This is a genomic window from Micromonospora sp. NPDC048830, from assembly GCF_043198215.1.
Taxonomy (GTDB): domain Bacteria; phylum Actinomycetota; class Actinomycetes; order Mycobacteriales; family Micromonosporaceae; genus Micromonospora.
Map to the genome: position 1 here is coordinate 189,891 of NZ_JBICUP010000005.1, position 21,381 is coordinate 211,271.

The 21,381-nt window shown below is 74.7% G+C and carries 16 protein-coding genes; 4 read left to right on the plus strand and 12 right to left on the minus strand.

Features of this window, described 5'->3' with window-relative positions; all coding sequences use genetic code 11:
• Positions 1–44: 44 nt before the first annotated feature.
• The 11 genes from ACGFIZ_RS07410 to mraZ form a co-directional block, all read right to left on the minus strand.
• Positions 45–860: a cell division protein FtsQ/DivIB gene (locus ACGFIZ_RS07410; RefSeq protein ID WP_393416754.1), complete on the minus strand. Its 816-nt coding sequence runs from the start codon at positions 858–860 to the stop codon at positions 45–47.
• Positions 857–2,338: a UDP-N-acetylmuramate--L-alanine ligase gene (gene murC / locus ACGFIZ_RS07415; RefSeq protein WP_393416756.1), complete on the minus strand. Its 1,482-nt coding sequence runs from the start codon at positions 2,336–2,338 to the stop codon at positions 857–859. The genes ACGFIZ_RS07410 and murC overlap by 4 nt, the downstream gene beginning before the upstream one ends.
• Before the next feature lie 34 nt (positions 2,339–2,372).
• On the minus strand, positions 2,373–3,479 hold the full coding sequence (gene murG / locus ACGFIZ_RS07420; protein WP_393416758.1) for an undecaprenyldiphospho-muramoylpentapeptide beta-N-acetylglucosaminyltransferase: 1,107 nt from the start codon (positions 3,477–3,479) through the stop codon (positions 2,373–2,375).
• Positions 3,479–4,885: an FtsW/RodA/SpoVE family cell cycle protein gene (locus tag ACGFIZ_RS07425; protein ID WP_393416868.1), complete on the minus strand. Its 1,407-nt coding sequence runs from the start codon at positions 4,883–4,885 to the stop codon at positions 3,479–3,481. Before ACGFIZ_RS07425 ends, murG begins: the two co-directional genes overlap by 1 nt.
• A gap of 394 nt (positions 4,886–5,279) precedes the next feature.
• Positions 5,280–6,413 (minus strand): phospho-N-acetylmuramoyl-pentapeptide-transferase, encoded by a 1,134-nt coding sequence (gene mraY, locus ACGFIZ_RS07430; protein ID WP_347670425.1) that lies wholly within the window; start codon positions 6,411–6,413, stop codon positions 5,280–5,282.
• A complete protein-coding gene (murF, locus tag ACGFIZ_RS07435; protein ID WP_393416760.1) occupies positions 6,410–7,810 on the minus strand; it encodes a UDP-N-acetylmuramoyl-tripeptide--D-alanyl-D-alanine ligase in 1,401 nt (466 codons plus the stop codon). Before murF ends, mraY begins: the two co-directional genes overlap by 4 nt.
• Positions 7,807–9,369 carry a UDP-N-acetylmuramoyl-L-alanyl-D-glutamate--2,6-diaminopimelate ligase gene (locus ACGFIZ_RS07440; protein ID WP_393416762.1) on the minus strand — a complete coding sequence of 521 codons (1,563 nt, stop codon included), beginning with the start codon at positions 9,367–9,369 and terminating at the stop codon, positions 7,807–7,809. The genes murF and ACGFIZ_RS07440 overlap by 4 nt, the downstream gene beginning before the upstream one ends.
• A gap of 52 nt (positions 9,370–9,421) precedes the next feature.
• A complete protein-coding gene (locus tag ACGFIZ_RS07445) occupies positions 9,422–11,635 on the minus strand; it encodes a peptidoglycan D,D-transpeptidase FtsI family protein (protein WP_393416764.1) in 2,214 nt (737 codons plus the stop codon).
• A 5-nt stretch (positions 11,636–11,640) separates the two neighbouring features.
• Positions 11,641–12,243 (minus strand): hypothetical protein, encoded by a 603-nt coding sequence (locus ACGFIZ_RS07450; RefSeq protein WP_393416766.1) that lies wholly within the window; start codon positions 12,241–12,243, stop codon positions 11,641–11,643.
• Positions 12,240–13,328, minus strand: a complete 1,089-nt coding sequence (rsmH, locus tag ACGFIZ_RS07455) for a 16S rRNA (cytosine(1402)-N(4))-methyltransferase RsmH (protein ID WP_393416768.1) — start codon at positions 13,326–13,328, stop codon at positions 12,240–12,242. Before rsmH ends, ACGFIZ_RS07450 begins: the two co-directional genes overlap by 4 nt.
• Before the next feature lie 205 nt (positions 13,329–13,533).
• Positions 13,534–13,965: a division/cell wall cluster transcriptional repressor MraZ gene (gene mraZ, locus ACGFIZ_RS07460; RefSeq protein WP_347670430.1), complete on the minus strand. Its 432-nt coding sequence runs from the start codon at positions 13,963–13,965 to the stop codon at positions 13,534–13,536.
• A gap of 442 nt (positions 13,966–14,407) precedes the next feature.
• Between mraZ and ACGFIZ_RS07465 the strand changes: the two genes are divergently transcribed.
• The 4 genes from ACGFIZ_RS07465 to ACGFIZ_RS07480 all read left to right on the plus strand — a co-directional run bounded on the left by ACGFIZ_RS07465 (position 14,408) and on the right by ACGFIZ_RS07480 (position 17,905).
• Positions 14,408–15,655 (plus strand): MurT ligase domain-containing protein, encoded by a 1,248-nt coding sequence (locus tag ACGFIZ_RS07465; protein ID WP_393416870.1) that lies wholly within the window; start codon positions 14,408–14,410, stop codon positions 15,653–15,655.
• The gene (locus ACGFIZ_RS07470) at positions 15,645–16,364 is read left to right on the plus strand and encodes a type 1 glutamine amidotransferase (RefSeq protein ID WP_393416770.1); all 720 of its coding nucleotides are present in this window, start codon (positions 15,645–15,647) and stop codon (positions 16,362–16,364) included. The genes ACGFIZ_RS07465 and ACGFIZ_RS07470 overlap by 11 nt, the downstream gene beginning before the upstream one ends.
• On the plus strand, positions 16,361–17,047 hold the full coding sequence (locus tag ACGFIZ_RS07475; RefSeq protein WP_393416772.1) for a TVP38/TMEM64 family protein: 687 nt from the start codon (positions 16,361–16,363) through the stop codon (positions 17,045–17,047). The genes ACGFIZ_RS07470 and ACGFIZ_RS07475 overlap by 4 nt, the downstream gene beginning before the upstream one ends.
• 114 nt (positions 17,048–17,161) lie before the next feature.
• A complete protein-coding gene (locus tag ACGFIZ_RS07480) occupies positions 17,162–17,905 on the plus strand; it encodes a phosphotransferase (protein ID WP_393416774.1) in 744 nt (247 codons plus the stop codon).
• Positions 17,906–18,175: 270 nt separating this feature from the next.
• Here the strand turns inward: ACGFIZ_RS07480 and leuS are convergent, their stop codons facing one another.
• Complete coding sequence (gene leuS, locus ACGFIZ_RS07485) at positions 18,176–21,013, minus strand: leucine--tRNA ligase (protein WP_393416776.1); 2,838 nt, start codon at positions 21,011–21,013, stop codon at positions 18,176–18,178.
• Positions 21,014–21,381: the final 368 nt, after the last annotated feature.

Here is a 21,381-nt window from a genome sequence, read left to right on the forward strand (position 1 = left end):
CAGTCGGCGCACCGCCCACACCCGAGTGTCCGCTGATCCGCGGATCACTTGAACGTGACCACGTCCGGGGCGCTGACGTCGATCGTGTCGGCATTCCGACCAAGCAGGACGGTGGCCACCCGCGCCTTGTCCGCGCCCCGGGTGGCGTCGCCCCAGACCACGGTCCGGCCGCCCTGCAGCCGCAGGCTGATCCGGGCCAGCCCCTCCACGGTGACCTCGACCAGTCGGTCGCGCAGCTGCGGGGTGAGCGCGGCCAGCACCTCCAGCCCCGCCCGGGTGCCCGGGTCCTTCGGGCCCGGCCTGGCCACCCGCACCACCGGCAGGCCGTCCGGCGGCTCCGGCACCGTCCGGAAGACCACCCCGGACCGGTCCACCACGGCGAACCGGTCGCCCTGCGGCACCACCGCCACCGGCGTGCGCTCCACCACCCGTACCACCAGGGCGCCGGGCCAGTCCCGGGACACGGTGACCCGCTCCACGGGGGCGAGCCGGCCGATGCGCCGCGCGGTGGCGGCCAGGTCCACCCGGGCCAGCGGGTGGTCGTCCGGCACCGCGGCGGCCTCCCGGACGTCGACCGGGGTGACCAGCTCCGCGCCCTCCACCCGCACCTCGCGCACCCCGAACAGGCCGGTGCCCAGCAGCGTCCAGGCGACCAGCGCGCCCAGGCCGAGCACCCCGGCCGCCACCGCCCAGGGCAGCGCGGCGCGCACCCGGCGCTGCCGGGCCCGGGCCATGAACCGGCGGGTGGACGGCGGCACGGCGTCCCTGTCGGCCCGGACCAGCTGCCAGCGTCGCGCCGGCCCGCGCCGGCCGCCGGGATCCGCGCCGCCGGTACGGCCGCGCGCCGGGCCGGGGCTCATCCGGCGGTGGCCGCCGTGCCCTCCGCGTCACCGGTGGCGCCGACCCCGGCGGCGTCCCCGGTGCGGGCGAGCAGGGCGTCGAGGAGCTGGTCGCCCATCAGCGAGATCGGCGGGGCGCCCATGGTCACCACCACGTCACCGGGGCGCGCCCGGCGGGCCACCTCGACCGGGGCGTCCTCCCAGGACTCCACGAAGACCTTCCGCTCCGCCGGCAGCGGCACGGCCTCGACCAGCGCGGCCGACCCCTCCCCCGGTGCCCGCAGCTCGCCGGGGCCGAAGACCTCCAGCAGCACCAGCTCGTCGGCGATGCCCAGCGCCGCGGCGATCTCCGCCTGCAGGTCGCGCGTGCGGTAGAGCCGGTACGGCTGGAACACCACGATCAGCCGCCCGTCGCCGGCCACCTCGCGCAGCGTCTGCAGCGCCAGGGTCATGGAGGTGGGGTGGTAGGCGTACTCGTCGTAGACCAGCACCCCGTCCGCGACGCCCTTGCGCTCGAAGCGCCGGCGCACGCCGGGGAAGACCGCCAGCGCGGCCTCGGCCGCCTCCACGGGCAGCCCGAGCAGGTACGCCGCCAGCACCGCCGAGGCGCTGTTGAGCCCCATGTGCCGCCCCGGCACCGGCAGCCGGATCTCACCCAACGACCGGCCGTCGATCTCGGCCAGGTAGCGGACGCCCTGCGCGGAGGAGACCATCTCGGTCAGCCGCAGGTCCGCGTCGGGCGACTCGCCGTACGTGTGCACCCGGCGGCCCTCGGCGCGCAGCGTCGCGGCCAGCCGCCGCCCGCCCGGGTCGTCGGCGCAGGTGATGACGTACCCGTCGGGGTCGGTGAGCCGGGCGAAGTCGGCGAAGGCGGCCTCCAGGTTGGCCAGGTCGCCGTACGTGTTGAGGTGGTCGGCCTCGATGTTGGTGACGATCGAGACGTACGGGCGGTAGATCAGGAACGAGCGGTCGCTCTCGTCCGCCTCGACCACGAAGTGCTCTCCGGTGCCGTGGTGGGCCCCCGAGCCGACCTCGGAGATCTCCCCGCCGATCACGAAGGACGGGTCGACCCCCGCCTGCTGGAGCACCATGGTGACCATCGAGGTGGTGGTGGTCTTGCCGTGGGTGCCGGCGACCGCCACCGTACGGCGGCCGGTCATCGCCGCGGCGAGCGCCTCGGAGCGGTGCAGCACCCGCAGCCCGCGCCGGCGGGCCTCCACCATCTCCAGGTGGTCCTGCGGGATCGCCGAGGAGTAGACAACCGTGTCCACGCCGTCCAGGTTGGCCGCCTCGTGGCTGGAGTGGATGGTGCCGCCCAGGGCGCGCAGGCCGGCCAGCGACGGCCACTCCCGCAGCTCGCTGCCGGAGACCGGCAGGCCCCGGGTGAGGAAGAGCCGGGCCAGCCCGCTCATGCCGACGCCGCCGACCCCGATCAGGTGGATCCGGCCCAGGTCCTCGGCGGTCAGGGTGCCGGCCGGGGTGAACTGCGCGGTGTTCATGACGGGTACCTTCCGGTCTCGACGGCTGCCCCGATCATTGGGCGACCGCCTCGTAGACGAAGTTCAGCAGCGCCTCGTCGCCGTCGCGGCGCCCGTACGCGGCGGCGGCGGCGCCCATCGCGGCGAGCCGGTGCCGGTCGCGGACCAGCGGGACGACCGTCCGCTCCAGCCAGCCCGGGGTCAGCTCGGCGTCGTCGACGAGCAGCCCGCCGCCGGCCTCCACCACGGGCAGCGCGTTTCGCTTCTGCTCCTGGTTGCTGTGCGGGTACGGCACGTAGATGGTGGGCAGCCCGATCGCGGCGACCTCGGCGCAGGTCATCGCCCCGCCCCGGCCGAGCATCAGGTCTGCAGCGGCGTAGCCGATCTCCATCTGCGACAGGTAGGGCAGGGTCACGTACGGCACGGGCAGGTCGGTGGGGATCGGCACCGGCTCGTTGCGGGCGCCCATCACGTGCAGCACCTGCACGCCGTTGCGGGCCAGTTCCTTGGCCGCGCCGGCGACGGCGAGGTTGATCGACCGGGCGCCCTGCGAGCCGCCGGCCACGAAGAGCACCGGCAGGTCGGGGCGCAGCCCGAAGTGGGCCCGGGCGGCGGCGGCGTTGGCGGCCCGGTCCAGCCCGGCGATGCCCCGGCGCAGCGGCACGCCGACGACCCGCGCGTCGCGCAGCGACTCGGCCTGCGCCGGCTGGTGCGGGAAGCCGACCGCGACGTGCTTGGTGAACTTCATCCCGAGCCGGTTGGCCACCCCCGGCGGCACGTTCACCTCGTGGATGACGATCGGCAGCTCTCGCCGCCACGCGGCGAGGTAGCCGGGCACCGAGACGTACCCGCCGAAGCCGACCACGACGTCGGCCCGCACCTCGTCGATCACCTTGCCCGCGGCGCGGGCGGCCTTCCACATCCGGTCCGGGGTGCGGACCAGGCTCATGTTCACCGATCGGGGCAGCTGGTACGCCGGGATCTGCCGCAGGTCGTAGCCGGCCGGCGGGATCAGCTCGTTCTCCAGGCCGCGTGGTGTGCCGAGGCAGGTGATCCGGACGCCGGGGTCGTGTCGGCGCAGGCAGTCGGCGAAGGCGAGCAGCGGGTAGATGTGTCCACCCGTACCCCCTCCGCAGAGCACCACCGAACGCAGCGGACCCATCAGCGTCTCCTCTCGCTCGCCGCCCCGCGCCCGGCCCGACTCGGCCTGGCGCCGCGGGATGCGGCCTGGTCGTCCTCGCGCCGCGACCGAGACCGGGGTACGGACCCACGGTCGACCGGTGGCGCCGCGGCTCGGCGGCGCCGGCCGGGAAGCGGCGGCAACGGGGCCCACACTAGTCGGACCCACCGGGCCGGCGGACGGGCATGCAGGGCTCGGGCCGCGTCCGGCTCCGCCCGGGCGAACGACGCCAGCATCCCGACGGCGGCCAGGGTCACCACCAGGGCGCTGCCGCCGTCGGAGATGAACGGCAGCGGCACGCCGGTCAGCGGGAGCAGGCCGATGACGCCGCCGATGTTGATGATCGCCTGCCCGACCAGCCAGGTCGTCGCGCCGGCCGCGGCGAGCCGGCGGAACGGGTCCTCCACCCGCCGGGCGATCCGCAGCCCGGTGTAGCCGAGCACCGCGAACAGGGTGATCAGCACGACGCAGCCGACGACGCCCAGCTCCTCGGCGAACACCGCGAAGATGAAGTCGTTGTGCGCCTCCGGCAGCCAGCCGAACTTGAAGCTGCTCTTGCCCAGCCCCACCCCGAACCAGCCGCCGTGCTCGATCGCGTTGCGGCCCTGGACCAGCTGGTAGCACCAGCCCTCGAAGCACTTCTCGGGTTCGGGCGGATCGAAGAAGATGGTCAGCCGGGCGAGTCGGTAGTTCTCCTCGCCCTTCGCCCCCGACCCGGCGCCGAGCGAGGCCGCGGCGACCAGCAGGCCGATCCCGATCAGCCCGACCACCGACAGCACGGCGAAGACCCGGGTGCGCACCCCGGCGGCCCAGAGCAGGCCGACCACGAGCGCGAGCATGCAGAGCATGCTGCCCAGGTCGTTGAAGCCGACCAGGACGAACAGCAGCGCCACCACCGGGAACAGCGGGGTGGCCAGCTCCTTCCACCAGCCCAGTCGGGCACCCTTGCGGGCCAGCAGGTCGGCCCCCCACAGCACCAGCGCGAACTTCGCCAGCTCCGAAGGTTGCAGTTGGACGCCGCTGACCTTCAGCCAGAGCAGCTCGGCTTCCAGCGGCCCGACCCGCTCGATCCCGAACAGCGAGTTCAGGGCCACCAGCAGATTCAGCAGGAGCAGCAGCGCCACCGCGACGCCGAGCGCCGTCCGGGCGACCGAGCGGTACGTGCTGGCCGGCAGCCGCTGGCACGCCCAGAACGCCACCACGCCGATCACCGCGAAGATCGCCTGCTGGCTCAGGTCGACGAAGGCGCTGCCCTCCTCGGCGTAGTTCTTCACGCTGGTGGCCGAGAAGACCATGGTCAGGCCGATCACCAGCAGCAGGCCGGCGCTGGAGATCAGCAGGTAGTAGGACGCCAGCGGCCGGGCCAGCAGGCCGCGCAGCGCCGCCAGGCCACCGGCGGCGTCCAAACCGAAGGCCGGCGCGGGCGCCGGCGGGTCGGCCGTACGCCCCCCGCCGCCCGCGGCCCGCCGCGGCGGCGTGCCGGTCGTCGTCGTGCCCGCGTCTCGATCCTCCCCCACCCGCCCATCATGGCGAATGCGAACGGCCTGTTCGCGTCGAACGCCCCCGTCTCGGCGTGTCGCCGGAACGGAAGGACCCCCTGTCGGCGCATTTCGCCCAGCAGGGGGCCCTGTCGACACGCGGAGGCGGCACCGGACGGCACCGGGCCGCCCCGACGAGCCCGGCCGGTCCGACGAACCCGGCCGGTCCGACGAACCCGGCCGGCCCGACGAGAGCGGCCGGTCAGGCCATGGCCGCGCCGGGTCAGGCCGTGGCCGCGCCGGGTCAGGCCATGGCGGCGAGGAAGTCGCTGTAGAACAGCCCGAGCGCGATGGCCACCCCGATCCCGGCGATGATCCAGAACCGGACGACGATGTTGACCTCGCTCCAGCCGGCCAGCTCGAAGTGGTGCTGCAACGGCGACATCCGGAAGACGCGCTTGCCGGTGGTGCGGAACGAGATGATCTGGATGACCACCGACATCGTGATGATCACGAACAGCCCGCCGATGATCGGCAGCAGCAGGATGGTCCGGGTGGACATCGCCATGCCCGCGATCAGGCCGCCGAGGCCCAGCGCGCCGGTGTCGCCCATGAAGATCCGCGCCGGGGAGGTGTTCCACCAGAGGAAGCCCACGCAGGCCCCGGCCGCCGCCCCGGCGATCAGCGCGATCTCCAGCGGGTCCCGAACGGTGTAGCAGTAGTTGTTCGGGTTGGCGGTGTACGTCGGGTCGGCGCACCAGTGCCGGTACTGCCAGAACGCGATCAGCGCGTACGCCGCGAGCACCATCACCGAGGCCCCGGTGGCCAGGCCGTCGAGGCCGTCGGTGAGGTTGACGCCGTTGGTGGCCGCCATCACCACGAAGATGAAGATGACCACGGCACCGATCTTGGTGACGTCCAGCGCGGGGATGTCCCGGATGAAGCTCAGCGTCGTCGCGCCCACGGTCTCGGTGTTGGTCGCCGTGCCGCTGGCGTCGGTCATGCTGCTCGGGAAGTACAGCGCCACGACGCCGAAGATCGCGCCGACCAGGATCTGCCCGGCCAGCTTGCCCCGCTTGTTGAGGCCGCCGCTGTGCCGCTTGCGCACCTTGAGGAAGTCGTCGATGAAGCCGACCGCCCCGGAGAACACCATCAGCCCCAGCAGCACCAGCGCGGTGATGGTCGGCTCGACCTGGGCGATCTGGGCGTCCGGCAGCGTGGTCAGGGCGAGGTGCCCCGCGACGTACGCGATGACCGTGGCCAGGATGAAGACCACGCCGCCCATCGTCGGCGTGCCCTTCTTGCCCTGGTTGCTGGCGAGCCCGAGGGATCGGATCGGCTGGCCGGCCTTGAGCCGGGTGAACACCTTGATCGCGATCGGGGTGCAGAAGAGCGAGACGAGGAAGGCGACCCCGATGGCGACGATCACCGCCCTCACGAGGCGGCCCCGTTCCCGGCGGCCCCGGCACGCAGTGCGTCGGCCACCTCCCAGGTCCGGTACCGGGAGCCCTTCACCAGGACGACGTCGCCCGGTCGTAACTCGCTCCGCAGCACCTCGACGGCTGCCGCCTGATCGGTGAGCAGCACCGACTCTCCTCCCCAGTCCTCTACCGCTGTCGCGCCTTCGTGGATCGGCGCCGCCGGCTCGCCCACCACGAGCAGCCGGTCCACGCCCAGGTCGGCCGCGAGGCGGCCGACCTCAAGGTGCCCCTCCCTCTCGTACGACCCCAGCTCAGCCATGTAGCCGAGCACTGCGACGGTACGCCGCCCGGCGCCGAGCCCGGCGAGGGCCCGCAGCGCGACGCCCGTCGAGGCGGGGTTGGCGTTGTACGAGTCGTCGATGACCGTCACCCCGTCGGGACGGTCGAAGACGTCCATCCGCCGGGTGGAGACCAGCCCCAGCGCGCCCAGCGCGGTGGCCAGCTCGGCCGGCGACATGCCCAGTTCCCGGCCCACCGCCGCGGCGGCGAGGGAGTTGGACACCTGGTGCCGGCCGGTGAGCCCCAGCCGCACCGGCGCGCTGCCCTCCGGCGTCACCAGCGTGTACGACGGCCGCCCCCGCTCGTCCGGCGCGACGTCCACGGCCCGGACGTCGGCGTGCGCCGCCTCGCCGTACCGGACCACGCGGGCGGAGGTGCGGGCGGCCATGGCGTCGACCAGCGGGTCGTCGGCGTTGAGCACGGCCAGCCCGTCGGCCGGCAGCGCCTCCACCAGCTCCCCCTTGGCCAGCGCGATGTTCTCCACCGAGCCGAACTCGCCGATGTGCGCCACCCCGACGTTGAGCACCACGGAGATCCGCGGCGGCACCACCTCGCACAGGTAGCGGATGTGCCCCACCCCCCGGGCGCCCTTCTCCAGCACCAGGAACCGGGTCTCCGGGCCGGCCTGCAACGCCGTCCAGGGGTGGCCCAGCTCGTTGTTGGGCGACCCCGGCGGGGCGACCGTGGGGCCGAGCCGGGCGGTGAGCTGGCCGATCAGGTCCTTGGTGGTGGTCTTGCCGGAGGAGCCGGTCAGCCCGATCACGGTCAGCTCGGGCAGCCGCCGCACCGCCGCCCGGGCCAGCCGGCCCATCGCGTCGAGGGCGTCGGCGACCAGCACCATCGGCACCCCGGGCACCTCCCGGGTGCCGAGCGCGGCCACCGCGCCGGCCTCGACGGCGGCGGCGGCGTAGTCGTGCCCGTCCACCCGCTCGCCGGGGAACGCCACGAAGAGCGACCCCGGGCCGACCTTGCGGGAGTCGTACTCCACGGAACCGGTGACCCGGGCGGCCGGGTCGGCGGCGAGCAGGCGGCCCTCGACGGCGGCGGCCACCTCGGCCAGGGTCAGCGGGATCACCGCAGGCCCACCAGGTCGCCGCCGAAGCGGGCGCGCAGCGCGTCCGCCAACTCCGTCCGGTCGTCGAACGGCAGCACCTCGCCGGCCACCTCCTGCCCGCGCTCGTGCCCCTTGCCGAGCAGCGCGATGGCGTCCCCCGGCGCGGCCAGCCGGACCGCCTCGTCGATCGCGGCCCGCCGGCCGCCGACCTCGACGATCCGGGCCGGCGTGCCCGCCCGGTACGCCCCGGCCAGCACCTCGGCCCGGATCGCGGCCGGGTCCTCGGCGCGCGGGTTGTCGTCGGTGACGATCACGACGTCGGCCCCCTCGGCGGCGGCGGCGCCCATGGCCGGCCGCTTGCCCCGGTCCCGGTCGCCCCCGGCGCCGAGCACGCAGATCAGCCGCCCGCCGCTCAGCTCCCGCAGCGCGGCCAGGGCGGCCACGATCGCGTCCGTCTTGTGCGCATAGTCGACCACCCCGCGCACCGGGCCGGCGGCGACCAGCTCCAGCCGGCCGGGCACCCCACCGCAGGCGGCCACGCCGTCGGCGGCCGTGCGGGCGTCCACCCCGGCGGCGACCAGGGCGGCGATGGCCAGCAGGGCGTTGGCGACGTTGTGCCGCCCGGGCAGCGCCACCCCGGCCCGCACGGTCAGCCCGTCGGGGCCGTGCGCGGTGAACCGCTGGGCGTACCCCTCGCCGTCGACGTCGGTCGCGTACCAGGTGGCGGTGGGGTCGCCGGCGGCCGAGTAGCTGATGGTGGCCGGCGTGAACAGCGGACGCAGCGCGGGGTCGTCGGCGTTGAGCACCTCGGCGTCGCAGCGCCCGTCGAACAGCAGCGCCTTGGCCGCGAAGTAGTCGTCCGCGTCGGCGTGGAAGTCCAGGTGGTCGGAGCCGAAGTTGGTGTACCCGCCGACGGTGAACCGGACGCCGCCCACCCGGCCCAGGGCCAGGGCGTGGCTGGAGACCTCCATGACCACGGCGGTGACCCCCCGCTCGCGGGCGGCGGCGAGCATGGCGTGCAGGTCGGTGGCCTCCGGCGTGGTCCGCACGCTGTCGACCACCAGGTCACCCAGCCGGGTCTCGACCGTGCCGATCAGCCCGGTGACGTGGCCGGCGGCCCGCAGCCCCGATTCGACCAGGTACGCGGTGGAGGTCTTGCCGGCCGTGCCGGTCACCCCGATCACCGTGAGCCCGTCGGTCGGGTCGCCGTAGACGGCGGCGGCGAGCGTGCCGAGCACGGCGCGCGGGTCGGGCACCACCAGCGCCGGCAGGCCCGCCTCGGCCACGGCCGGCGCGCCTGCGGGGTCGGTGAGCGCGGCCACCGCGCCGGCGGCCCGCGCGGCGGCGGCGAACTCCGCGCCGTGCCGGCGGGCGCCGGGCAGGGCGGCGTACAGGTCGCCGGGGTGGACCTCCTGGCTGGCGTGGGTCACGCCGGTCACCGGGATGTCGGCGGCCCCGGGCGGGGCCTCGACGGCGAGCCGGCCGGCGAGGTCGCCGAGCCGGATTCCTGTCACGGTACGGGGACGGAGATTCCCTGGCACGGCGTCAGACCCTACCCGGTCGCCCGGTCCCGACCGCACAGCCGCCCCGGTGGTTCGTCCCCACTCACCGATGATGTCCCTCCGTGCCTGGTCAGCGCGGAAAGACCTCGAACTTCGGGGTTTTGCCGTCCGTGGACGGCGGCACGCGGTAGTGGCTCAGGGTGAAGCCCATGATCTGCCGGAAGGCCGGCGCGGCGACCGCCCCGCCCCCGCCGCCGGGGCTCCACACGAAGACCGCGACCACGTAGCGGGGGTTCTCCGCCGGGGCCATACCGATGAACGAGCCGACCTCGCCGGGCTGCTGTTTGCCGTCGACGTAGCGCAGGCCCGTGCCGGTCTTGCCGGCCACCCGGTAGCCGGGCACCGCGGCGGCGCGCCCGGTGGCCCCCTCGACGGTGGTGACGGCCTCCAGCATGGTGCGCAGCGCGGCGGCGTTCTGCGGGCTGAGCACCGGCCGGGTGACCGGCGGCTCGGCGGGCGTCCGCCTGCCGTCCGTGCCGCTGATCACCTCCTTGACCAGGTGCGGCTGGACGTACGTGCCGTTGTTGGCGATCGCGGCGTACGCGGCGGCCATCTGCAGCGGGGTGGCGTCGACGCTGTGCCCGATCGGCACCGACCCGTGCGACGACTCGCTCCACTGGTCGGCGGGCAGCAGCCGGCCGCTGGCCTCCCCCGGCATGCCCTCCCCGGTGGGTTGGCCCAGCCCGAACCGCTTCTGGTAGTCGATCAGCCGGTCCGGGCCGAGCTTGTCGGCGATCTCGATGGTCCCCACGTTCGACGAGTACGCGAGCATCCCGGCCAGGCTCATCCGCCGCCCGTTGGCGGGGTGGGTGTCCCGGAAGACGGTGTCGCCCTTGCGGATCGAGTTGGGCACCGGCAGGGCCGTGTCCGGGGTGACCACGCCCTCCTGCAGCGCCGCGCCGAACGTGATCGCCTTGTGCACCGAGCCGGGGTCGACGACGAAGCTGGTCGCGGCGTCCTCCCGGGCCGTCGGCTCGCTCTCCTCCGGCTTGGCCGCGTTGTAGCCGGGGTGGCTCGCCTGGACCAGCACCTCCCCGGTGGCCACGTCGAGCACGACGGCCGCCCCGACGCTGCCCCGGACCCGCTCCGTCTGGGCGGTCAGGATGCGCTGGCTCTGGAACTGCAGGTCCCGGTCGATGGTCAGCGTCAGGGAGCTGCCCGGCTTGGCCGGGGTGGTGCGGCTGTAGCCGCCGGGGATGGGAGCGCCCAGGTCGCCCTGGCCGGCCTCGTACACCCGGCGGCCGATCTCGCCGCGCAGCAGGTCGTCGTAGCGGGCCTCCAGCCCCTCCAGGCCGATCATGTCCTGGCTCGTGAAGCCCAGCAGGTTGGCGCCCAGGTCACCGCCGGGCACCTCGCGCCGCTCGTCGCGGTGCACGCCGATGCCGTCCAGGTCCAGGTCCATGATCCGCTTGGCGGTGGGGATCTCCACGCCCCGGGCGAGGTACTCGAACCGGGAGGCCACGCCGCTCTCCAGGGTGCGCGGCTTCATCCGCTCGGCCAGCTCCGACACCGGCAGGCCGAGCAGCGGGGACAGCGCCCGGGCGGTCGCCGTGCGGTCCTTGACCAGGGTGGGGTCGGCGAAGACGTACCGGGCCTCGATGCTGTGGGCCAGCGGGGCGCCGGTGCGGTCGTAGATGGCGCCGCGCGGGGCGGGCAGGTCGACCCGGGTCAGCCGGTCGGGCAGGCCCGCCTCGGCGTACGCGGGGGTGTCGACCGCCTGGAGGAAGACCAGCCGGATGCCGATGGTGGCGAACAGCGCCAGCACGACCAGGGTGCCCAGGCGCAGGCGGCGGCGGGGGTCGGCCAGCCGGGGCGGCTTGCGCGGTTTACGCGGGGACCGCCCGGGGGTGGGCCGGTCCGCGCGGCGCGGGCCCGGCCGGCGGCGCGGCGGCGCCGGCTCGTCGTCCTCGTCCGTCCAGGCGCCGCCCGGTCGGGGCTGGATCGTCCGGACCACCCCTGACCGGCCGCCCGGGGCGGTCCCCCGGCGGCCGGCGCGCGCGGTGCCGGCCCGGCCGCCGTCGAGCACCTGCAACGCCGGCCGGAACGGGTCGCCGGACCGGCTGCTGCGCGGGGTACGCCGCTGCTCGGCGGCGCCGGACCCCGACCGGCCGGCCGCGCCCTGCTCGCGGATCGTGCGCCCCCGAGGGGTGTACGCCCGCGCGCCGGAGATGCCCCCGACGCCCGGCTCGCCGGAGTGCGGCTCGCCCCGCCCGGCGGCGCGTGACGAACCGCGCCGGGAGCCCGTGTTGGCGTCCCGGCGCGGTTCCTCCGACCTCGGTGGCACTGCGGTCAGCCTCCCGTGCCCTGCTGGCTGGTGACCGAGGGCTTGCCGTTGGCCGGCTGCGGCACCCCGATCACGCGCCCGTCCGGCAGCCGGATGTACGCCGGCTCCTCCGCCTCGACCATGCCCAGCCGCTTGGCGGCGGCGGTGAGGTTGCCCGGCGCCTCCGCCTCGGCGATGTCCTTCTCCAGCTGCTGCTGGTCCACGTCGAGCTTGGCCTGCTGCTGCTGGAGCTTCTCCAGTCGGAACGAGTTCTCGTTGATCTTGGTGTTGACCAGCAGGATGCCCAGCACCCCGCCGACCACGAGCACCAGGATCAGCGCCACGAACGGCGCCCGCGGCACCGACACCGGCGGCGGCGGCGCCACCCGCAGGCGCGGCGACGGGGTCGCCGCCGGGCGGGAACGCTCGGCCGGACGCAGGGCGGTGCTGCCGTTGAGCGGGAACTCGCGCGGCCCCCCGGCGCGAGTCTCCGCCTGCCGGTCGAGCCGGCCGGTCCCGGGTACCGGAAGCCCGGCCCGCGTGGTCCGCTGCGCCGCGGTCCGGCCCCCCGACCGCGGTGCGCGCTGCCCGACGCCGGTGTCCCGGACGCCGCGCTTGTTGACGTTCATGTCCCCTCCCCCTCTTCGTCCGTCCCTGCCCCGTCCACCGGAGTCGGCCGAGCCGACCCCGTCCCCGGTTGGTGCATCGCCTTGACCCGGCGGCGGTACCGTTCGCGGTCGGTCCGCCGCCGCTCGGCCTCCGGGTCGATCCGTTCCGCGGCCCGCAGGCGCACCGAGGCGGCGCGCGGGTTCACGGCGACCTCCGCCTCCCCGGGAAGCTCGGCGCCCCGGCTGAGCAGCCGGAACGTCGGGCCCGACCCGGGCAGTTCGACCGGGAGGTCGACCGGGCCCTTGCTGCGGACCCGGTCGGCGAGGGCCGCCTTGGTGAGCCGGTCCTCCAGCGAGTGGTAGGACAGGACCACCATGCGGCCACCCAAGGTGAGCTTGTCGAGAGCGGCCGGCAGCGCCGTCTCCAGCGCCGCCAGCTCCCTGTTTACCTCGATCCGTAAAGCCTGAAACGTTCTCTTCGCCGGGTGTCCCCCGGTTCGACGGGCTGGTGCCGGAATGTTCTCCACGACCAGCTCGGCGAGCCGCGCCGACGAGGTGATCCGGGCTCGCTCGCGCTCCCGGACGATCGCCGAGGCGATCCTGATCGCGAACTTCTCCTCGCCGTACACCCGCAGCACCCGGGCCAGGTCCGGATGGGGGTAGGTGTTCACCACCTCCTCGGCGGTCACCCCCCGGGTCTGGTCCATCCGCATGTCCAGCGCGGTGTCCTGTGAGTAGGCGAAGCCGCGGTCGGGCGCGTCGAGCTGGAGCGAGGAGACGCCCAGGTCGAACAGGACCCCGTCGACCGCCGGGTAGCCCAGCCGGGCGAGCACCTCGGGCAGCTCGTCGTAGACGGCGTGCTCGAGGTGGATCCGGTCGGCGAACCGGGCCAGCCGGACCCGCGCGTGGGCGAGGGCCTCGGTGTCCCGGTCCAAGCCGATCAGGATCGTGTGCGGGTGCGCCTCCAACACCGCCTCGGCGTGACCGCCCAGGCCCAGCGTGGCGTCGACGTGGATCGTCCGGTCACCCCTACCCAGCGCGGGGGCCAGCAACTCGAGACACCGCTCGAGCAGCACCGGCACGTGCGTGCCGCGAAGCTCCCCCATGTCGACCCCCACTGGATTGAACCGTCCGTTCTCTCGCCGCGCCTGCCGCCGGACGACGCCTCCGTCGTACCGCCAGATCCCCATCCGCTCCCGCCCGCCGGAGGCCGCGGCCCTCCGATCAGATCGTGCGCCTGACACCGGGGAAGGGGTGCCAGGAGCTCGAAAGCGGCTGGAGATCTCGCAGTACGTCGGACGTCGTCACGCCCTACAGACCGCCGGGCAGCACCCCCTCCTCGATGTCGGCGAAGTCGTCTTCGCTCTCGGCGAGGTAGGCCTCCCAGGCCGCCTTGTCCCAGATCTCCACCCGCGTGCTCGCCCCGATCACCACCAGGTCCCGGTCGAGCCCGGCGTAGCCCCGCAGGTGGGCCGGGATGGTGACCCGGCCCTGCTTGTCCGGGACCTCGTCGTGCGCGCTGGCGAAGAAGACCCGGCTGTAGGCCCGGGCCGCCTTGTGCGTCATCGGCTGCGCGCGCAACTGGTCGGCGATGCGCTGGAACTCGGGCATCGGAAAGACGTAGAGGCAGCGATCCTGCCCTTTCGTGATCACGACACCCCCCGCCAGCTCATCCCGGAACTTCGCCGGCAGGATCAACCGGCCCTTGTCGTCCAGGCGCGGGGTGTGGGTGCCGAGAAACATCGGCCCAACCCCCTCGCCCTTTCAGCGGCGTTCGCGGCGCCGCCTCCCCCCGGGCCGGTGGACCCTCCCGGCCCCACCATCGCGCCCCACTCTACTCCACTTCCCTCCACCTGCAACCAGAATCGCCCGCGCGGCGCGCCCTTTCCGCGCGCAAAACCGCACGTCAGAAGGGGTGGGGCGGAGTGGAGGGCCGACACGGCCCCCCCACCACGTCCGCTACCCGACATAGATCGACACCATCCGGCCGAGCGCCCGCTGACCGTCCGCGTCGAGCCTCCGCCCGTCCGCGGGGAGCCCCCCGGCCGTCCGCCGGGATCCCCCCGACCGTCCGCGGGGATCCCCCCGACCGTCCGCCGGAGGCCACCGGCCGAACGGTTCGCCGTCGGCGGCGATCTGGCGGGGGCGGCGGTCCGGTAACCTCGCTCGGGTGACGGACGCGAAGATGCCCCTGCGGGCGAAGGTGGCCAGCTCCGTGTCGCGGACCGCTGCGGCGCTGTCGCGAGCCGCGGGCCGCGGCGACGGATCGGTGATCGGCGGGTGGATCGGGCTGAAGATCGACCCCGACCTGCTGGCCCACCTCTCGGCCGGACGCGCCATCGCGCTCGTCTCCGGCACCAACGGCAAGACCACCACGACCCGGCTGGCGGCGGCCGCCGTCGGCGTCCTGGGCCGGGTGGCCACCAACTCGTTCGGCGCGAACATGCCCACCGGCCACACCTCGGCGCTGGCCAAGGCCGGCAGTACCCCGTACGCGGTGCTGGAGGTCGACGAGCACTACCTGGCACAGGTCCTGCGGGCCACCGAGCCGCACGTGGTGGCGCTGCTGAACCTCTCGCGCGACCAGCTCGACCGGGCCAAGGAGGTCGCCATGATGGCGCAGCTCTGGCGCGCCGCGCTGGTCGACCATCCCGACGTACGGGTGGTGGCCAACGCCGACGACCCCATGGTGGTGTGGGCGGCCACCCCGCCGGCCGACCCGGCCCGGGGCATGCGGGCGCCGCACGTCACCTGGTTCAGCGCCGGCCAGCGCTGGCACGACGACTCCTGGGTCTGCCCCGAGTGCGGCCACAGCATCCAGCGCTCGGGTGAGCAGTGGTGGTGCAGCGGGTGCCCGCTGCGCCGCCCCGAGCCGCAGTGGACCGTCGAGGACGACGGCGTGCTGGACCCGACCGGCGCGTGGCACAAGGTGAGCCTGCAACTCCCGGGCCGGGTCAACGTGGGCAACGCAGCCACCGCGCTCGCCGTCGCCGCCGAGTTCGGCGTCCGCCCGGTCGACGCGGTCTCCCGGCTGGCCGCCGTCACCTCCGTGGCCGGGCGCTACGCGCAGGTGGAGCGGGACGGGCGCAACATCCGGCTGCTGCTGGCGAAGAACCCGGCCAGCTGGCTGGAGGCGTTCGACATGGCGGACGTGGCGCCGACCCTGCTGTCCATCAACGCCCGGGACCCGGACGGGCTGGACACGTCCTGGCTGTTCGACGTCGACTTCGCCCCGCTGCGCGGCCGGCCGGTGCTGATCACCGGCGACCGGGCGTTCGACCTGGCCGTCCGCCTCGACGTCAACGACGTGCCGTTCCAGCACGTCCGGACGTTCGCCGAGGCGGTCCGGGCGGTCCCGCCCGGCCGTCTGGAGGTCATCGCCAACTACACCGCCTTCCAGGACATCCGAGCGGAGCTGGACCGTGTCAACTGAGAGCCTGCGTATCGTCTGGATCTACCCCGACCTGCTGTCCACCTACGGCGACCGGGGCAACGTGCTGATCCTGGCCCGCCGGGCGCAGCTGCGCGGGATGCCGGTGGAGGTGCTGGAGGTCCGCTCCGACCAGCGGATGCCCTCCACCGCCGACATCTACCTGATCGGCGGCGGCGAGGACGGCCCGCAGGCGCTGGGCGCACAGCGGCTGATCGCCGACGGCGGCCTGCACCGGGCCGTCGCCCAGGGCTCCGTGGTGTTCGGGGTGTGCGCCGGCTACCAACTCCTCGGCACCTCGTTCTTCGCCAAGGGCACGCAGTACCGGGGGCTGGAGCTGCTGGACCTCTCCTCCGACCGGGGCCCCACGCGGGCGGTGGGCGAGCTGGCCGGCGACGTCGACGCCCGGCTCGGCCTGCCGGCGCTGACCGGCTTCGAGAACCACGGCGGCCGCACCCGCCTCGGCCCCAGCGTCTCCCCGCTGGCCCGGGTCACGGCGGGCGTCGGTAACGACGGCACCACCGAGGGGGCGTGGCGGGGCAAGCTGCTCGGCACGTACTCGCACGGTCCGGCCCTGGCCCGCAACCCCGCCCTGGCCGACCTGCTGCTGCGCTGGGCGACCGGCGCGCACCAGCTCTCGCCCCTGGACGACACCTGGGCCGACCGGCTCCGCGCCGAGCGCCGCGCCGCGGTGGCCGCCGCCCGGGCATGATCGGCGCCGTCCGGCGGCTCCTGCGGCAACCGTCGGCGCGCCGGTTCGCCCTGCTGCTGCTCCTGCTCGCGGCGCTCGCCGCGGTGCTGCCGGTGCTGACCCGGCCCGAGGTGGCGCAGCTGCCGCGGCTCGCCGACTCCCTCGGCCCGTACGCCCCGGTCGCGGCCGTGTTCGGCGGCGCGTTGCTGCTGGTCGCCCTGGTGCCCCGCACCTTCGTCACGCTCGCGTCGGGGGCGGCCTTCGGCCCGGTCGAGGGCGCCGCGTACGCCCTCGGCGCCGCGCTGCTGGCCGCGGCGATCGGCTTCGCCGTCGGCCGGACGCTGGGCCGCGAGTTCGTCGCCGAACGGGTACGCGGCCGGCTCGCCCGGCTGGACGGCTGGTTCGCCCGGCAGAGCGTGCTCGGGGTGGTCACCGTCCGGCTGCTGCCGATCGCCGGCTTCGGCCTGGTCAGCTACGGCTACGGCACCACCGGGGCGCGCGTGCTGCCGTTCCTGGTCGGCAGCGTCGTCGCCTCCGTCCCGACCGCGTTCGGCTACGCCGCGATCGGCGCGGCGGTCACCTCGCCCGGCCCCGTCAACTGGTACGCCGCCGCGCCGGCCGCCCTGGGCCTCGTCGCGAGCGCCGTGCTCGCGTACCGCTGGTGGCGGGCGGAACGCCGGCGCCGTGCGGAGGCGGCCCGGTGAGCGCGAGGAGTGCAGCGAAGCGGAGCCCCGCAGCCGCGAACGAAAGAAGGCTCCCGTGAGCGCGAGGAGTGCAGCGAAGCGGAGCCCCGCAGTCGCGAACGAAGGGAGCCTCCGGTGAGCGCGGAGGAGCTGCTGCCGGGCGGGTGGATCTCGGAGGTCGCCCGCGTCGGGGACACCGTGCGGCGTACCCCGCCGGCCAACGCCGCGTACGTCGCCGACCTGCTGCGGCACCTGGAGCGGGTGGGCTGCCCCGTGGCGCCGGCGTACCTGGGCGTCGACGAGCGGGGCCGGCAGGTGCTGGGCTACCTCGACGGGCGGGTGCCGTGCCGGGATCGGGAGGAGTCGGCGTACTTCTCCGACGCCGCGCTCGCGGGGGTGGCCCGGCTGGTCCGGGCGCTGCACGACGCGTGCGCCGGCACCCCGCTGGCGGGCGACGCGGAGACGGTCTGCCACCACGACCTTTCCCCCAAGAACACCGTCTACCGGGACGCGGGGCAGGGGCCGCTGCCGGTGGCCTTCCTGGACTGGGACCTGGCCGGCCCTGGCCGGCGGGTCGAGGACGTGGCCTTCGTCTGCTGGCACTGGGCCGAGCTGGGCCCGGGCGCGGACCCGCAGGAGCTGGCCCGCCGCTGCCGGGTGGTCCGCGACGCGTACGGGCCGCTGCCGGGCGCCGACGAGTTGCTCGACGTGATGCTGGCCCAGGTCGACGGGACCCGGCGGGGCATCGCCGAAGGCGCCGAGCGGGACGCCCCGGGCATGCGCCGCCTGCGCGACGCCGGCGTGGTGGAGGCGGTCCAGGGCTGGCACGCCTGGCTCCAGACCCACCACACGACCCTGACCGCCCTCCTGACCCCCTAGCCCACCCCCGCCCTGCCCGCGACGTGCCCGCGACGTGCCCGCGACGTGCTCGCGACGTGCTCGCAAGATCCGCGCAACTTCGGGGAAACAGTCCCCTCCCGGCGCGGAATGGGAACAACTTCCCTGAAGTTGTCGCCACGGGGCGGGCGGGCGGGCGGGGCGGGCGGGGCGGGGGCGGGGCGGGGCGGGGCGGGGGCGGGGCGGGGGCGGGGGCGGGCGGGCGGGGCGGGGCGGGCGGGGCGGGTGGGGCCCGCACCGCCGGGAGCCGCGTCAGGCCACGATCGAGACCATGCGGCCCTGGACCACGATGACCTTGCGGGGCTCCTTGCCCGCCAGGCTGGCCGCGACCGCCTCCAGGGCCGCCGCGCGCACCGCCTCCTCGGACGCGTCCGCGGGCACCTCGATGCGGCCCCGGACCTTGCCGTTGACCTGCACCGGGTACGTCACCGTCTCCGCCACCAGCAGCGCCGGGTCGGCCGCCGGGAAGCCCGCATACGCCAGCGAGGCGTCGTGGCCCAGCCGCCGCCACAGCTCCTCGGCGATGTGCGGGGCGAACGGCGCCAGCATCAGCACCAGCGGCTCGGCGACCTCGCGCGGCGTGGCCGGCAGCCGGGTCAGCGCGTTGGTCAGCTCGATCAGCTTGGCGATCGCCGTGTTGAACCGCATCCCCTCCATGTCGGAGCGGACCCCGTCGATCACCCGGTGCAGCAGCCGCCGGGTCGCCTCGTCGGCCGGCTCGTCGGCGACCCGCAGCTCGCCGGTCTGCTCGTCGACGACCGCCCGCCAGACCCGCTGCAGGAACCGGTACGACCCGACGACCGCCCGGGTCTCCCACGGGCGGGACACCTCCAGCGGGCCCATCGACATCTCGTACACCCGGAAGGTGTCGGCGCCGTACGCGGCGCACATGTCGTCGGGGGTGACCACGTTCTTCAGCGACTTGCCCATCTTGCCGTACTCGCGGCGCACCTCCTCCTCGCCCAGGAACCAGCGGCCGTCCTGCTCGACGACCTCCTCGGCCTGCACGTAGGAGCCCCGGGCGTCGGTGTACGCGTACGCCTGGATCATGCCCTGGTTGAACAGCTTGCGGAACGGCTCGAACGACGAGACGTGGCCCAGGTCGTACAGCACCTTGTGCCAGAACCGGGCGTACAGCAGGTGCAGCACGGCGTGCTCGGCGCCGCCGACGTACAGGTCGGTGCCCCCGCAGTCGCCCTCGCCGCGCGGGCCCATCCAGTACCGCTCGTTGTCGGCGTCGACGAACCGGTCGGCGTTGGTCGGGTCCAGGTAGCGCAGCTCGTACCAGCAGGAGCCGGCCCACTGCGGCATCACGTTCGTCTCGCGGGTGTACCGCTTCGGGCCGTCGCCCAGGTCCAGCTCCACCTCGACCCAGTCGCGCCGGCGCGACAGCGGGGTCTCCGGGTCGGTGTCGGCGTCGTCCGGGTCGAACGTGCGCGGGGAGAAGTCGTCCACCTCGGGCAGCTCGACCGGCAGCATCTCCTCCGGCAGCGCGATGGCCGCGCCGGAGGAGTCGTACACGATGGGGAAGGGCTCGCCCCAGTAGCGCTGCCGGCTGAACAGCCAGTCCCGCAGCCGGTACGTCACCGCGCCGGAGCCGTGCCCGTTGGCCTCCAGCCACTCGACGATCCGGGCCTTGGCGTCGGCGACCCCCAGGCCGTTCAGGTCCACGCCCCGCTCGGGCGCGGCGCTGTTGATCGCCGGGCCGTCCCCGGTGTACGCCTTGCCGGCGAAGCCCTCGCTGGGCTGCACGGTCCGCACGATCGGCAGGTCGAAGACCTCGGCGAAGTCCCAGTCCCGCTCGTCCTGGGCCGGCACCGCCATGATCGCGCCGGTGCCGTAGCCGGCCAGGACGTAGTCGGCGATGAAGATCGGGATGCGCCCGCCGGTGACCGGGTTGGTCGCGTACGCGCCGACGAAGACGCCGGTCTTCTCCCGGGCCTCCGCCTGCCGCTCCATGTCCGTCTTGGCCGCCGCCGCCTTCCGGTACGCCTCGACGGCCGCGCGCGGGCTGGCGTGCCCGCCCGTCCAGGCGTCCTTCGTGCCCTCGGGCCAGGCGGCCGGCACCAGCGCGTCGACCAGCTCGTGCTCGGGGGCCAGCACCATGTACGTGGCGCCGAAGACGGTGTCCGGGCGGGTCGTGAACACCCGGATCGGCTCGCGGTCGGTGGGGAAGTCGATGTGCGCGCCGGTGGAGCGGCCGATCCAGTTGCGCTGCATCAGCTTGATCGGCTCGGGCCAGTCCAGGGTGTCCAGGTCCTCCAGCAGCCGGTCGCCGTACGCGGTGATCCGCATCATCCACTGCTTCAGGTTCCGCTTGAACACCGGGAAGTTGCCCCGGTCGGAGCGGCCGTCGGCGGTGACCTCCTCGTTGGCCAGCACGGTGCCCAGCCCGGGGCACCAGTTGACCGGGGCCTCCGAGACGTACGCCAGCCGGTGGTCGTCGACGATCGCGCGCCGCTCGGCCACGGACAGCTCCGCCCAGGGGCGGCCGTCCGGGGTGGGGCGGTTGCCCCCCTCGAACTCGGCGATCAGCTCCGCGATCGGGCGGGCTCTGCGCGCCGCGCGGTCGTACCAGGAGTTGAAGATCTGCAGGAAGATCCACTGGGTCCAGCGGTAGAACCCGGTGTCGATGGTCGCCACCGAACGGCGCTCGTCGTGGGCCAGCCCCAGCCGGCGCAGCTGCGCCTTGTACCGCTCGATGTTCGCCTCGGTCGTGGTGCGCGGGTGGGTGCCGGTCTGCACCGCGTACTGCTCGGCGGGCAGGCCGAACGCGTCGAAGCCCATCGCGTGCAGCACGTTGCGCCCGGCCATCCGCTGGTAGCGGGCGAAACAGTCGGTGCCGATGTACCCCAGCGGGTGCCCGACGTGCAGGCCCGCCCCGGACGGGTACGGGAACATGTCCAGCACGTACAGCTTCTCCGCGCCCGCGCGCGGGTGGTCCGCGTCGGCCAGCGGGCCGGTCGGGTTGGGGGCGTGGAACGTCCCCTCCCGCTCCCAGTGGTCCTGCCAGCGGTTCTCGATCTCGTCGGCCAGGGCCGCGGTGTACCGGAACGGGGGGGTGTCCCCCGCCGCTGCTGCCTCACTCATGGCGTCTCCTCGCTTCGCTCGTCGCCGCCGGCCACGCCACGGCCGGGCTGGATGCTGACCTCGCTCGGCGCGGTCATGTCGGTATGGGGAGTGGATCCGCTCGCCGCGTCGCCGCCGCCCCACGGCGGGCGCTGCCGCCGCCGGAGCGGCGAACGCGGTGCCCGCCGCCTGACGGCGAACGCGGTGCCCGCCGCCTGACGGAGGACGCGGTGCCCGCCGCCTGACGCCGGCACGCGGTGCCGCCGCCCGGCGGAGGGCACAAAAAAGCCCCTCGCGCAGGAGGGGCCGCCGTGCTGTCGCGCGTCAGCGCATCAGCACGGCCCGGTAAGAAGCAGGAAGACTCCAGCCATGTCGGGAGTGTACCCCGC